The sequence below is a fragment of the Neolewinella agarilytica genome, assembly GCF_900110645.1.
Classification (GTDB): domain Bacteria; phylum Bacteroidota; class Bacteroidia; order Chitinophagales; family Saprospiraceae; genus Neolewinella; species Neolewinella agarilytica.
The window spans coordinates 112566-125723 of sequence record NZ_FOFB01000004.1; the positions used below are offsets into that span (position 1 = coordinate 112566).

Annotated in this window: 10 protein-coding genes and 1 tRNA gene; 6 read left to right on the forward strand and 5 right to left on the reverse strand. The window is 55.4% G+C overall.

What is annotated here, in order from left to right; translation table 11 throughout:
* Positions 1-361: 361 nt before the first annotated feature.
* The gene (locus BM123_RS05070) at positions 362-3649 is read left to right on the forward strand and encodes a WD40/YVTN/BNR-like repeat-containing protein (protein WP_175489255.1); all 3288 of its coding nucleotides are present in this window, start codon (positions 362-364) and stop codon (positions 3647-3649) included.
* A 113-nt stretch (positions 3650-3762) separates the two neighbouring features.
* Here BM123_RS05070 and BM123_RS05075 read toward each other — a convergent pair whose 3' ends face one another.
* Together BM123_RS05075 and BM123_RS05080 are read right to left on the reverse strand one after the other, a co-directional pair.
* A complete protein-coding gene (locus BM123_RS05075) occupies positions 3763-3972 on the reverse strand; it encodes a hypothetical protein (protein ID WP_175489256.1) in 210 nt (69 codons plus the stop codon).
* A 73-nt stretch (positions 3973-4045) separates the two neighbouring features.
* Entirely contained in the window at positions 4046-4408 is a 363-nt protein-coding gene (locus BM123_RS05080; RefSeq protein ID WP_090165959.1) for a cupin domain-containing protein, read from the reverse strand.
* Positions 4409-4473: 65 nt separating this feature from the next.
* Between BM123_RS05080 and BM123_RS05085 the strand changes: the two genes are divergently transcribed.
* Positions 4474-5490, forward strand: coding sequence for an alcohol dehydrogenase catalytic domain-containing protein (locus tag BM123_RS05085; protein ID WP_090165961.1), 1017 nt, complete (start codon positions 4474-4476; stop codon positions 5488-5490).
* Positions 5491-5585: 95 nt separating this feature from the next.
* Entirely contained in the window at positions 5586-6257 is a 672-nt protein-coding gene (locus BM123_RS05090) for a porin family protein (RefSeq protein WP_090165962.1), read from the forward strand.
* Between the two features lie 250 nt (positions 6258-6507).
* On the opposite strand, the gene BM123_RS24890 is transcribed toward BM123_RS05090, so the two are convergent.
* The 3 genes from BM123_RS24890 to BM123_RS05100 all read right to left on the reverse strand — a co-directional run bounded on the left by BM123_RS24890 (position 6508) and on the right by BM123_RS05100 (position 8781).
* Positions 6508-6780 (reverse strand): GIY-YIG nuclease family protein, encoded by a 273-nt coding sequence (locus BM123_RS24890; protein ID WP_139211767.1) that lies wholly within the window; start codon positions 6778-6780, stop codon positions 6508-6510.
* Positions 6781-6817: 37 nt separating this feature from the next.
* Positions 6818-6891, reverse strand: a tRNA-Asp gene (locus BM123_RS05095).
* A 465-nt stretch (positions 6892-7356) separates the two neighbouring features.
* The gene (locus BM123_RS05100; RefSeq protein WP_090165964.1) at positions 7357-8781 is read right to left on the reverse strand and encodes an amidohydrolase; all 1425 of its coding nucleotides are present in this window, start codon (positions 8779-8781) and stop codon (positions 7357-7359) included.
* A 236-nt stretch (positions 8782-9017) separates the two neighbouring features.
* On the opposite strand from BM123_RS05100, the gene BM123_RS05105 reads away from it, so the two are divergent.
* The 3 genes from BM123_RS05105 (at position 9018) to BM123_RS05115 (ending at position 13076) form a co-directional block, all read left to right on the forward strand.
* Complete coding sequence (locus BM123_RS05105; RefSeq protein WP_090165966.1) at positions 9018-10289, forward strand: dicarboxylate/amino acid:cation symporter; 1272 nt, start codon at positions 9018-9020, stop codon at positions 10287-10289.
* A 188-nt stretch (positions 10290-10477) separates the two neighbouring features.
* A complete protein-coding gene (locus BM123_RS05110; RefSeq protein WP_245748430.1) occupies positions 10478-11215 on the forward strand; it encodes a DsbA family protein in 738 nt (245 codons plus the stop codon).
* A 187-nt stretch (positions 11216-11402) separates the two neighbouring features.
* Entirely contained in the window at positions 11403-13076 is a 1674-nt protein-coding gene (locus tag BM123_RS05115; RefSeq protein ID WP_090165970.1) for a DUF885 domain-containing protein, read from the forward strand.
* Positions 13077-13158 lie beyond the last annotated feature (82 nt).

Here is a 13158-nt window from a genome sequence, read left to right on the forward strand (position 1 = left end):
AGGCGCACCCGCTGAAAAGGGTGGCCTCCTTCATTTATCAATGTACTAAAAAAACTAAAATTTATAATTCGGTTTGAGGCATTCTATTTGACATAGAAAGTAGCGTAAGGCTGGTGCAAATATACGTGTATTTTTTATTATTGCAACATTGTTGCATGTCGTGGATAAAAAATACCACGGATAAGTAGCCTGTTCTGTCTCTGCCCGCTGAGTCAGGTTCAGTACTCGGTCAGGATAAGACTGAAGAACCAGCAGATCGCCGCTCATCAAAGCTGCTTTTGACCTGCTCTAACACCTATTCGGACTTCCCAAAAACCCTTTTCAACGTATCTTACCCATCCTAATCAATAAACCCATTCACGTGCTACGTACCACCACATTATTACTGTTGTTTGTACTGTCCTTCTCCCTTGTGGCCCAGGAGAAAGACAAAAAGGAAGACAAAGACGCTCGCTACGAAGCGGCCTGGAACAGCTTGTCGTTCCGCTCCATCGGGCCGGCCTTCACCTCGGGCCGTATTGCTGATTTTGCCGTCAATCCGGATAATCCCAGCGAGTTCTACGTCGCAACCGCCGCCGGCGGCGTCTGGAAAACGACCAACAAAGGCCTCAATTTCAAGCCTGTTTTTGACCGCCAGGGCTCTTATTCCATTGGCGTGGTGGAGATGGACCCGAACAACCACAACGTCGTCTGGGTCGGTACCGGAGAGAACAACAACCAGCGAAGCGTAGCCTACGGCGACGGCGTCTATAAATCCGTTGACGGCGGAAAGAGCTGGAAGCACATGGGGCTGAAAAACTCCGAGCACATCGGTATGATTGCCGTTGACCCACGGGACAGTGACGTGGTCTACGTTGCCGCCACCGGCCCGGTCTGGAGCGCCGGCGGCGACCGCGGCCTCTACAAAACCACCGACGGCGGAGAAAACTGGGAGAAGATCCTCGACATCAGCATCCATACGGGCATCCACGAGGTACACCTTGACCCGCGCGATCCGGATTTGATCTACGCCGTGGCTCACCAGCGTCGTCGGCACGTATTCACTTACATCAGTGGCGGACCGGAGTCGGCCGTCTATAAATCCACTGACGGTGGTGCCAACTTCCGTAAGGTCATGAAAGGTATGCCGGGAGGAGACATCGGCCGCATCGGACTGGATATTTCACCGGTAGACCCTGACGTCGTCTACGCCGTCGTTGAAGCTCAGACCGGTAAGGGCGGTTTTTACCGCTCCACTGACCGGGGAGAAAGCTGGGAGAAAAGGAGTAAGTACAGCTCCAGTGGTAACTACTACCAGGAGGTAATTGCCGATCCGGCAGACGTGGACCGCGTCTACGTGATGAACACCTTCGCGGCCGTCAGTACTGACGGTGGCGCGACCTTCGGTAACGTGGGGGAGAAGAACAAACACATTGATAACCACGCACTCTGGATCAACCCCCGTAACCCGAACTACCTGCTGAACGGTAATGACGGTGGGGTCTATGAATCCTGGGATCGGGGTAAGACCTGGCGCTTTTTCCCCAACTTGCCGGTGACACAGTTTTATAAAGTTGCCGTGGATAACGACTATCCTTTCTACAATGTCTACGGCGGTACGCAGGACAACTTCAGCTTCGGCGGGCCAAGCCGGACCACCGAAACGACCGGTATCTCCAATCGGAACTGGTTCGTCACCACCCTGGGCGATGGCTTCGAGCCCCACGTGGACCCCACGAACCCGAACATCGTTTACAGCCAGTCGCAGTACGGTAACCTGAATCGCTTCGACAAGGCTACGGGCGAAACGACCAACATCGTTCCCCAGCCACCGAAGGGGGACTATTCCTACAACTGGAACTGGGACTCTCCGCTGTTGGTGAGCAGCCATGATCCCAAGCGGGTCTACTATGCTTCCGACCGGGTCCACCGATCCAACGACCAGGGGCAAAGCTGGGAAGAGGCCAGCGGTGACCTCACCCGGGGTATCGACCGGAACAAGCTCAAGGTGATGGGCAAAGTCTGGCCCATGGACGCCGTAGCCAAGAACGTATCCACCACGCCATACGGCAACATTGTAGCCCTCGCCGAATCCCCCCTAAACGAAAACCTCCTCTACGCCGGAACGGACGACGGGCTGGTTCACGTATCCACCGACGGCGGCCAGAACTGGACGCGCTACGCCGAATTCCCCGGTGTGCCCGATACGACCTACGTCAACGAAATTATCGCTTCGGCCCACGACGAAAACGTTGTGTACGTCGCCTTTAACAACCATAAGCGGGGCGACTTCAAGCCTTACCTGCTCAAGAGTACTAACCAGGGCAAGAAATGGAAATCCATCGCCGCCAACCTGCCCGAACGTGGTAGTCTCTACGCAATCGCCGAAGACCCCAGGGTGGCTGATCTACTGTTCGTTGGCACGGAATTCAGCTGCTTTGCTACCGTCGACGGCGGTAAATACTGGCGCAAACTCAGTAGTGGCCTGCCAACCGTAGCGGTGCGGGATATCAACATTCAGGAACGGGAAAACGATCTGGTGCTGGCCACCTTTGGTCGTGGCTTTTACATTATGGATGACTACTCCGCCCTGCGGGAACTGAGCCCGGAAGTGCTGGAAGAAGAGGCCCACCTGTTCAGCGTCCGTGATGCGTTTCAGTACCTGCCTTACAGCCCGATTGCGGCCAGTAAGACAATCTCCTGGTTAGGCCCCAAGGGGTTTCAGGGGGAAACCTACTATCTGGGAGACAACCCTGAATTTGGCGCGGCATTCACTTATTTCCTGAAAGAAGGCTATAAGTCGCTCGAAGACATCCGGGAAGAAGAGGAAGGCGATCGCCGTAAGGATGGCGAAGACGTTTTCTATCCTACTTACGAAGAGCTCTCCGCCGAGGAAGAACAGAAAGCGGCCTTCCTGATTTTCACCGTGCGCGATGCGAACGGGGAGGTAGTGGATGAGGTCCGCTCCAGCCCGCGCAAAGGTATTAACCGTGTTTACTGGGACCTCAAGTACCCGGACATCGACAATGTCAATACCCGTAAAGGCGACCCGACGAGTAATCTGTCTTCCGGCATCATGGTGTTGCCCGGAGACTATACCGTGGAGCTGGCGAAGAGCGTCGATGGTACGATCACTAAATTAGCCGATCCGGTATCCTTCAAGGTCAAAGACCTAAATAACCGAACACTGCCGGCCACCGATCCGGCCGCCATGCTGGCTTACCACCGTGAGCTCAGTGAACTTTCGAAAAGCGCCAACGCCATGCGGGGCACTTTCAGCGAGTTGAGCGAGCGGCTGGAGTATTATCAGGCGGCTCTGCGGCTGGTGGACAAGCCTGACCTGAGCAAACAGGTCGATGCGCTGGCCGATAAGCTTAAGTCGCTCCGGCATCAGCTTTATGGCGACCCGATTAAGCGGAAGCTGGAGATCGACCAGGCTCCCGCACTTACCAGACGCATTAACACGGCCATCTACACGGGCATGTCTTCGCTCTCCGACCCAACGAAGACTTCGTCGATGGTAAAAGCGATTGCCGAAGAGCAGCTGGGGCCGGTGATGGCCACCCTGCGGGGCATCATGGAAAACGAAGTGCCCGCCATCGATAAGATGCTGGACGGCGCACGGGCACCGTGGACGCCGGGCCGGGTGATTGGGCCGGGGGGAAAGTAGGCCCTTGCTCTTTAATTCAACACATTGCACCTGCGGCCGCGCCTTCTTCTCTTGATTTGGGCGCGGACGCAGGATGCAGAGTGAAGGTGAAAAGCAGTGGATGACAGATCACCTTACCCCTTGACAAGCACCATGTAATGTTGCCAGGGAAGGTTTTCGATGTTCTCCCGCAAGCGAAGCCTGACGGGCTTCATCTCCAGTACCGCCTGCTTTTCTGACATTTTGTGCAGCAGTTTGATCGGCACCGCCGGATCTTCCATGCGGTATTCCTGTAAAATGAAGCGGCCGTCCGGTTTAAGGGCTTCGACGATTTTCTGCATCATCTCCCTTCGATGAGACAGTTAGTGATATACATCGACCATAATGTCCAGATCGAGGGCATTTTCTGGTAACGCTTTACCGATCCACCTCCCGGTAGCCTTCCTGCCTGAACCTCGGCGTACAAACACAAAGGAAAATCAGGTCCTCCGTTCCAGTATTTGCAATGCGTTGCGGGACGCCCTCGGGGATGGACACCGCCTGGCCGGGACTTACGTCTATCACTTCACCGTCAACTTCCGCTCTTCCCTTACCCGAGAGTATATAGTAGATTTCCCGGGCCTCCACCGTATGCCAGCGGGTGGTTACACCGGGAGCCACCCGCGCGGTGGCGAGGGAGACGTCGGGATGATCCTCTTGGTTGATTACCTCGGAGATATGGCATCCTTCGGTAGTGTAAAATTCTGGTTGAGGCTGAAAATGGACGGTAAGTTCTGGCATGGTATTCTGGTAATTTGTTTGGTCTGTAAGATACAATGTTCCGCCACGGTTGTACCTTTTGCCCCATGACCTACGAACTCACCGCTGGCTCTCTTTCTAAGCTCAAAATTGTCGACAAACCGCTACCGCCGCCCGCTCCGGGCGAGGTGTCGGTTGCCGTACGGGCCATCGGCCTCAACTTTGCGGATGTATTTGCCATCTGGGGCTTGTACAGTGCTACCCCGAAAGGCGTTTTTACCCCGGGGCTGGAATACGCTGGCCACATTACGGCGGTAGGGGAGGGGGTTACGGGTGTTTCGGTCGGTGATGCCGTGATGGGCGTCACCCGCTTCGGTGCCTACACCAGCGCGTTGAACATTGATCAACGCTACGTCTTACCCTTGCCGAAGGATTGGACGATGGCCGAAGGAGCCGCCTATCTCGTGCAGGCCCTGACCGCTTACTACGGTTTGGTAAACTTGGGGCAACTACGGGCCGGGCAGACGGTCCTCATTCATTCTGCAGCCGGTGGCGTCGGGACTTTTGCCGGTCGCATCGCCCGGCAACTGGGCGCGTACACCATCGGTACCATTGGCCATGCGGACAAAATTCCCTACCTGGAACGAGAGGGATACGACGGCTGGATAGTGCGTAACAAACGCACCTTCCGCTCAGATTTACTTCGCGCCCTCGGAGAGCGGGAGCTCCACCTGATCATGGAATGTATCGGGGGGGAGATTTTCTCCGTCGGCTTCGAGACGCTGGCCCCAATGGGCCGAAGCATCGTTTACGGGGCGGCTCGTTACGGCTCCGTTGGCAACCGCCCAAACTATCCCCGGCTGCTGTGGCAATACCTTCGCCGACCGAAGATCGACCCGCAGAACCTGCCGGAAATTAATAAGTCGGTTATGGGTTTTAACCTGATCTGGCTCTATGAACGGGCGGAATTGATGCACGAAATTCTTGGCGAGCTGGCCACTCTCGATGTCGGTAAACCCGTTGTCGGGCATCGCTTCGCTTTTGAGGATTTACCGGCGGCGGTTCGGACTTTTCAGGGTGGACGTACGGTGGGGAAGGTGGTGGTGGAGGTTAAAGGCAGGTGATGCAATCGGAGTAAAAAGCATCAAAACTATTCCGCCAGCCGTAACAAACAGGAGCCCGTTGCCATAAAGGAGCAATCATCAACTCCTTCTGCTCCATGCGCCTGCTGATTCAACTCCTGCTATTTTTCGTCACCCTCAGCACCATCAACGCTCAGATAACCTTCGGCGTAAAGGGTGGTGGTAGCATCGCTACGGTTAACGATACGCCCACGCTGGCCAACATTACGCAAACCGGTAACGTCAGTGCCCTGACGGGAGGCGTGTTCTTCGAGTTCGGAGAGGGCTTTGCTGCTTTACGCCCGGAAGTACTGCTCCAGCAGCGGGGTTATGATTACACCCTGGCGGACATCGACTCCTCCTTCCTGGAACAATTCAACTACCTCGATATTCCGTTGACCCTCCGGCTCCGGCTTGGCAAGCCAAAGTTTCGGTTATACCTGGAAGGCGGGGCCAGCCTCGGCATCGTGCTCGAGGGCGTCCGGCGTGCCAGCGCCGACGGCAACACCGTAGAAACCGACCTGCTGTCCAGCGGACTCTCGGGCCAAACGACAGGCGAAAGCCGTGGCTACGACCTGATGGGTGTCGTAGGTGGTGGCCTCGAACTCAAGCTCGGCCCCGGTCGCCTGAGCATCGGCGGTCGCTACAACGTAGACCTCAATGATCTGTACGATTTTAAAGACCAAAGCGCTCCGCCCAACTGGCAAGAGGTCAAGTGGCGCAGCTTTGACTTTACGGTGGGGTATGGGATTACGTTGAATTTTTTATAAAACCAGGACGATTTCAGGTTTTTTCAGAACGCTAAGAGGTCCGATAGAGAGTTTTTTAACGGTACTGGAGTGGAAGTTCCCTGATACATGAATAAAGACTCGAGCCTTTGTGCTGTAGCGCCGACTGAAGTCGGCGCTACAACTTCCCCCAACGCAAAAAGCCACCCCCGAAGGAGTGGCTCTAAGTCCCGCTATGCAGCGGGAGGACTCGAACCCGTCCCGCAGTATTGCGGGATGACAGGGCGGCATTCTAACTGACTTTGGTGCCGGTGCCGTTTTCTATTAGCCATTCAAGGTATGACCTCCGTTTTTTCTTTTTGATCTCTATTTCTCGTTTCCGCGCGTCCCTTTCATTTTTGAAAGTTTCGAAATAGGATAGCTGCCATGGCCCTTTTCCTCGAGTCCATCTTGCACCGGTAGGCGAGTTGTGCTCTTGAACTCGTTGCTCAAGATCAGAGGTGTAGCCAACATAATAGCGATCTGCTACCGAACTGTAAAGTAGATAAATGTAATACATAAGCATAAACGCAAAAAGCCACCCCCGAAGGAGTGGCTCTAAGCGGTCTGGACGGGACTCGAACCCGCGACCTCCGCCGTGACAGGGCGGCATTCTAACCAACTGAACTACCAGACCAGTAGTCTTAAACCTTTGAAAAGTCGCTGCATTTCAGTGACCGTGTTTCCAAATGCTGTGCAAATATAGAGGGTTCTGTAGCACCCTTGCAAGCCTTTGGGCTAAGAAAGAGTTTCTTTTTTTTGCTCGCCTGGCTTACTGTGCTGAAAATCAGTAAAAAAGGACGAGGAGAAATTTTTAAAAAAAATGGAGAGAAGAGTAGAAAGTATCCTTTCTAAGAGCCAATTGGCAGTAGAGACTTAAGCAAAATATTCTCTGGCTTTTCCCGGTCAGGGAATAGCTTGCTGGCGGTCTGATATTGTGCCAATCTCGAATTCATTAGTGGAAGGTCATACTTTTCGGTGTCGGGGTACTTGTACGCTCCGCGTGCAAGCGTTCGTTGCACATGGAATGTGCAACTACCCCTGCGATTCCTCCTTTTGTCCCGGACCTTTCTCCTCAATCGGGAACTACCAGAGTGGGCTACTAATTCCGGTAATCCAGCGGCGGCTTCCGATTTCCGAGCAGAGCCTCGTATTTAAAGCCGGGTCCGCGCCGGCGCTCCAGTTCTGCTTTTGCTTTAGCGAGCAATTCCGGGTTTTGGAAAAACTCTATACCGGAGAGCGTCATCGTCTTCGCGGCGACCATCATGCCCTTGACGCCGATGCTCATGCCGCCGGCCGCCACGGCCTGCCAGGAGTGGGGGGAAGTACCCGGCACCCAGGTTGCGGTACGCAGGGCGGTGGTGGGCACGGCCCAGCTTACGTCGCCGACATCGGTAGAGGCGGAATAGGGTTTCTCCGGCGCACGGAAGGGTTGAATCTCGTTCGCAGAGGCCAGTTTTTTCTGCCGGGCTTCCGGCAGGGTAGAGGAGACCTTCTCGGCGAAGGCCAGCTCTTCGGCATTGTAGGTGACGCCGCCGACCTGCTCCAGTTTGTCGTGGACGACCCGGGTGAGCGTCTCGTTCGGCAAGAGGTTAAAAGAACCGTGGATGACTTCGAAATCCATCGTCGTACCCGTGCCCAGTGCTGCTCCTTCTGCCGCCTGCACTACCCGGTTAAAGATGCTCTTGACTTCCTTCATTTCCGGATGACGGACGTAATAAAACACCTCCGCAAAGGCGGGCACGACGTTTGGCGCTTCGCCGCCGCTGGTGATGACGTAGTGAATCCGGGTGGTCTCCGGTACATGCTCGCGCATCAGGTTGACCATATGGTTCATCGCCTCCACGCCGTCGAGGGCGGAGCGGCCAAACTGCGGCGCAGCCGCAGCGTGGGAGGACACTCCGTGAAAGCGAAACTTTGCTGACTTATTGGATAGGGTAGAGCCGGCGTCGGCGGAGTTGCCATCACTCGGGTGCCAGTTCAATACCGCGTCTACGTCGTCAAACAAGCCTGCGCGGACCATGTAGACTTTCCCGGCACCACCTTCCTCTGCCGGCGTGCCGTAAACCCGAACGGTGCCGGAATTGCCCGTGGAGATCAACCACTCCTTCAGTGCAATCGCCGCCGCCGTGGAGGCCGTGCCGAAGAGGTGGTGACCGCAGGCGTGACCGGCTATCTGGCCATCGATTTCTTTCTTCTCCGGTACGGCCTCCTGAGCAACTCCGGGCAAGGCATCAAACTCAGCCAACAAACCGATAACGGGCTTCCCGCTTCCGAAGCTGGCTACAAATGCGGTAGGGATGTCGGCTACGCCTGCTTCTATGGTGAAGCCTGCTTGCTTCAGCTCCTGCTGCAACAGCATCGAGGATTTTTCTTCCTGATAGCCTACTTCGGCCAGGTCCCAGATCTGTTTAGCAAGGTCGCCGTAGTGGGCAGTTTTGGCGTCAAGGCTTTTCAGGGCGGTGGGGGACTGAGCGGAAACGGTAGCGAAGGCTAGCAGACAAATGAAGGTGGTGAGTAGTCTCATGGATTGATAATTAATCTGGGGACTAAGGTAGTAAGCGGACCTCGAAGCGTCGCGGTAGCGACCTTCGAGCGTCCGCTGGTTGCCCCCCCCGGACGCTCGAAGGTCCTTGCAGGACGCTTCGAGGTCTGGTCCTTGCAGGACGCTTCGAGGTCCGGTCCTTGCAGGACGCTTCGAGACCAAGTCCTTTCTGGACGCTTCAGCTGGTAAAAGGCTCCCAAACGTTTACCTTAGCCTCTATGCCTGCCAAAAAATCCATTCCTCTACACTACCAAATCGTCCTCGGCATTATCCTCGGTGCTGCCCTCGGCTTAGTCGCCGGAAAAATTGACGGTGGACCGGCCTTTATTGTCGACTGGGTGAAACCCATCGGGACGATCTTCATCCGGCTGCTGAAGCTGCTGGCCGTACCGCTCGTATTTGTCTCTCTGACCAAAGGCATCAGTGACCTGAAAGACTTTTCGACGCTCTCCCGCATGAGCTTCCGGACGATCGGTTTGTATATGCTCACGACTGTCTTTGCCGTTTTACTGGGCTTGTTTCTGGTCAATTTCTTTCAACCAGGGTCTTTTGTAAGCGAGGAAACGGTAACGGCATTGGGGGCATCAATCACGGAAACCACCAACGCAAAGGTGGGCGCTGGCGCGGCGGGAGCCGCGGCCGGGCCGTTGGATTTCTTTGTCAACATGGTCCCAGATAACCTCTTCGCCGCGCTCAGCGCCAACGGGCGGATGCTGCAGGTCATCTTTTTTACCATTCTTTTCAGCGTCTGTGTGTTGCTCGTTCCGGAGAAAAGCCGGACGCCGATTAAGGAATTGGTGGACGCCCTCAACGTCGTGATGCTCAAGATGGTGGACCTCATCATCCTGCTGTCACCCTACGCCGTGGTCGCCCTGATGGCCGCCTTATTTGCGGAAACCACCGACGTTGGCATCATCAAAGCACTATTGAGTTACGCTCTGGTAATGCTCTTCGGAATGGCGATCATGCTGACGATTTATCCCTCGCTGGCACGCGTATTTGGTGGTGTTCCGTTGATGACATTCGTACGGGGCATCCTACCCGCCCAGCTGGTGGCATTTTCCACCAGTTCGAGCATGGCTACCCTGCCCGTGACGATGGATTGCCTGGAAGAAAACCTTGGGGTAAAAAATGAGGTCGTCAGCTTCGTTTGCCCGGTTGGGGCTACGATCAATATGGATGCGACGAGCCTGATGCAGGCCATCGCGACAGTATTCGTATGCCAGGTGCTGGGCCATGATCTGGCGTGGAACGACCAGCTGGTTATCGTGCTTACGGCAACGCTGGCGAGCATTGGTGCGGCGGGTACGCCGAGTGCGGGCATTGTGATGTTGGTGATCGTGTTGGAGTCGGTTGGCTTTCCTTCGGAGAAACTGCCGCTGGCGCTAACGATGATATTGGCGGTGGACCGGCCGCTGGATATGGTCCGGACGGTGGTCAACATCACCGGAGACTGCTGTGTGGCGGTGTTGGTGGGGCGGAGATTGTAGCGTCGGCTTCCAGCCGACGGTCGCCGACTGAAGTCGGCGGTACAAGCCAAGCCTGCACCTGCGTCCGCGCCCAAAAACCAAACTGTCACCTGCGGACAATTATCCCCGGTAGTCTCAACTCCGCTGCCCCGCTGCTGGTTACGCTTATTATGAACCGCCCGTTTTTCACCGTCCTAATTCTATTCTTCATGACACCCCTCTCTGCCCAAAACCTCACCGCCCCCGAAGGCGCTTTCTGCGACCCCGAAACCGGTCTCTGTACTCCCGCGCCGCTGGCGCAGTCTGACGAGAAAGTCCCTTTCCGCGATGACGTTGAGATCATCTACATCGGTGATCCCATGTGCTCCTGGTGCTGGGGTATCTCTCCGGCGCTGAACCGCCTGGAACGTGCGGCGACCACCAACGGTATTCCATACCGGACGGTGCTCGGCGGCCTGCGCCCGGATAATTCTCAGGTGTGGGATGAGGCATTCCGGAATTTTCTTCGCCACCACTGGAAGGAGGTCAACGAACGGAGCGGTCAGCCCTTCGGCTATGATCTGTTCGATCAGGAAGCTTTTAGCTACAATACGGAGCCCAGCAGCCGCGCCGTTGTCACCGCCCGAACCATGAACCCGGAAGTAGAAAGCCGCTTTTTCGAGCTCACCCAGTACCACTTCTACGTGCTCAATAAGGATCCTAAACTGGCTACTTTCTACGAGCCGATTTGTAAAGAACTGGGTCTTGATTTTGTCCGTTTCAGCGAACTGTTCGCCAGCGAAGAAATGGTTACTGCGACCATGAAAGACTTCCAGCTTAACCGGCAATGGGGCGTGCGTGGCTACCCGACGGTTATCTTCCGCAAGGGCGATCAACTCTACGCCATTGCGCGGGGATTCTCGGAATTTGAACGGATGTGGGGCGCAGTGGAGGAATTGGTCAAATAGTCAGGGAGCCAAGTAGTCAAATAGTCAAGCAGTCAAATAGTCAAGCAGTGCTTAGTCAAGTTTTTTATTAACACTAAAGAGGCCTCTTTCCCTCGCGGCAGCTACTATTTGACTCCCTGACTGCTTGACTCCCTGACTAAATCTCTGTCATAGTTCCTACCTTGGTTCGCCATAACCAACCTGTGCCATGATGCGTCCGTTTTACTCGCTTTCTCTATTATTGCTATCCTTTATTTTCTTTAGCTGTAATACCTTGGTCATCGCTCAGGGGGCATCTTCCGCTGTGGTAAGTACTGAGTACGAGGACTTGCTTTCCCTTTTTAAGGAGTGGCGTACATTCGAGGAGCCACCACTACGTGATGGAGCGCCGGACTATACGGCCGAAACCTTCGCCCAGCGCCGCCCATCTTTCCGGAAACTGCAGGCGCGCTTACTGGCCTTTGATACCAGCGGATGGAGCATCCCGCAACGGGTAGACTGGCACCTCATCAGGGCAGAAATGAATGGCTACGATTTCAACGAGCGCATCCTGCAGCCCTGGGCCCGCGACCCGGCCTTCTACAAGTCGCTCTGGATGTCGCGTAGTGATGTACCTGCCCACGAAGGCCCCACTCACCACGGAGTTACGGAGTTATGGACCTATTCCTTCCCACTGAGCCCGGCAGAGAAGGAACGCCTGCTCGGAGACCTTGGAAAGATACCAGCCTTAAACGCTCAGGCAAAAATTAACCTGACGGGCAACGCCCGGGAACTGTGGGTGGCCGGTATCCGGGATATTGAGGCCCAGGGCAAGAACCTTCAGTCTGTCCTTGCTCGAAAAGGGGTAGCTGAAGACGCGGACCTCGTCCGGGCGATAACGCAGGCGGTGCAGTCGACGGAGGAGTTGGTCGCCTGGCTACAATCGGAGGCCGCATCTAAAACGGGACCTTCGGGCATTGGTAAGGAGAATTATACCTGGTACCTGCAAAACGTCCACCTGGTCCCTCTGAGCTGGGAGGATGAGGTGATGATCCTGAAACGGGAACTGGCGCGGGCGTGGTCCTCCCTTAAGCTGGAAGAGCACCGCAACCGCTCTCTTCCTCCACTCGTAGCTGCTGATACACCGGAAGCTTATGCACAAATGGCGGATGAATCGGCCAAAAGCCTGATGAGTTTTCTGGAAGATCAGGACATCGTGACCGTGAAAGACTATTTCGACCCGGCATTGCGGGAGCACCTCGGTGGCTTCGTTCCTGCCGACACCCGGAACTTCTTCTGGATCACGGCGCATTATGACCAGCGTCCGCTCTACTCTCATTTTTACCACTGGTTTGAGCTGGCCCGGATGGATACCGAGCCGCATGCGAGCCCGGTCCGGAGAACGCCCTTACTGTATAATATCTTCGACTCCCGCAACGAAGGCGTGGCCACGGCCGTCGAGGAAATGTTTATGCAGGCAGGGCTTTACGACGATAACCCACGGGTCCGTGAGATCGTATACATCATGATCGCCCAGCGTGCTGCCCGGGGGCTGGGCTCTCTGTACGCCCACGCCAACGAGATGAGCATGGAAGAAGCCGGCGGCATTCACTCCACCTTTACCCCGCGCGGGTGGATGAAGACCGAAAAGGAATTACTCCTTTTTGAGCAGCACTTATACCTCCGGCAACCGGGTTACGGGACCAGCTACATCACCGGTAAATACCTGGTGGAAAACGCGATGGCTGACTTAGCCGTCCTGCGGGAAGCTCAGGGAAAACCCTTTTCGCTTAAAGACTTCTTTGATCAGCTCAACACCATGGGCAACATTCCCATCTCACTCGGCCACTGGGAAATGACGGGTGTAGATAGAGATTTGCGCAAGATTAGTAAGAATCAGTAGGTGCCATTGGTTCAGGAAAGCGATTCTATCTTAAGTAATGCATCCCTCGCGGCAGCTAATTTCTCACTGCTTGACTCCTTGA

Bases quoted from the DNA above. Each gene is read 5' to 3' on its own strand.
- BM123_RS05075 (WP_175489256.1), bottom strand. From the start codon at position 3,972: ATGATGCAGAAAATCGTCGAAGCCCTTAAACCGGACGGCCGCTTCATT.
- BM123_RS05080 (WP_090165959.1), bottom strand. From the start codon at position 4,408: ATGCCAGAACTTACCGTCCATTTTCAGCCTCAACCAGAATTTTACACT.
- BM123_RS05085 (WP_090165961.1), top strand. From the start codon at position 4,474: ATGACCTACGAACTCACCGCTGGCTCTCTTTCTAAGCTCAAAATTGTC.
- BM123_RS05090 (WP_090165962.1), top strand. From the start codon at position 5,586: ATGCGCCTGCTGATTCAACTCCTGCTATTTTTCGTCACCCTCAGCACC.
- BM123_RS24890 (WP_139211767.1), bottom strand. From the start codon at position 6,780: ATGCTTATGTATTACATTTATCTACTTTACAGTTCGGTAGCAGATCGC.
- BM123_RS05100 (WP_090165964.1), bottom strand. From the start codon at position 8,781: ATGAGACTACTCACCACCTTCATTTGTCTGCTAGCCTTCGCTACCGTT.
- BM123_RS05105 (WP_090165966.1), top strand. From the start codon at position 9,018: ATGCCTGCCAAAAAATCCATTCCTCTACACTACCAAATCGTCCTCGGC.
- BM123_RS05110 (WP_245748430.1), top strand. From the start codon at position 10,478: ATGACACCCCTCTCTGCCCAAAACCTCACCGCCCCCGAAGGCGCTTTC.
- BM123_RS05115 (WP_090165970.1), top strand. From the start codon at position 11,403: ATGATGCGTCCGTTTTACTCGCTTTCTCTATTATTGCTATCCTTTATT.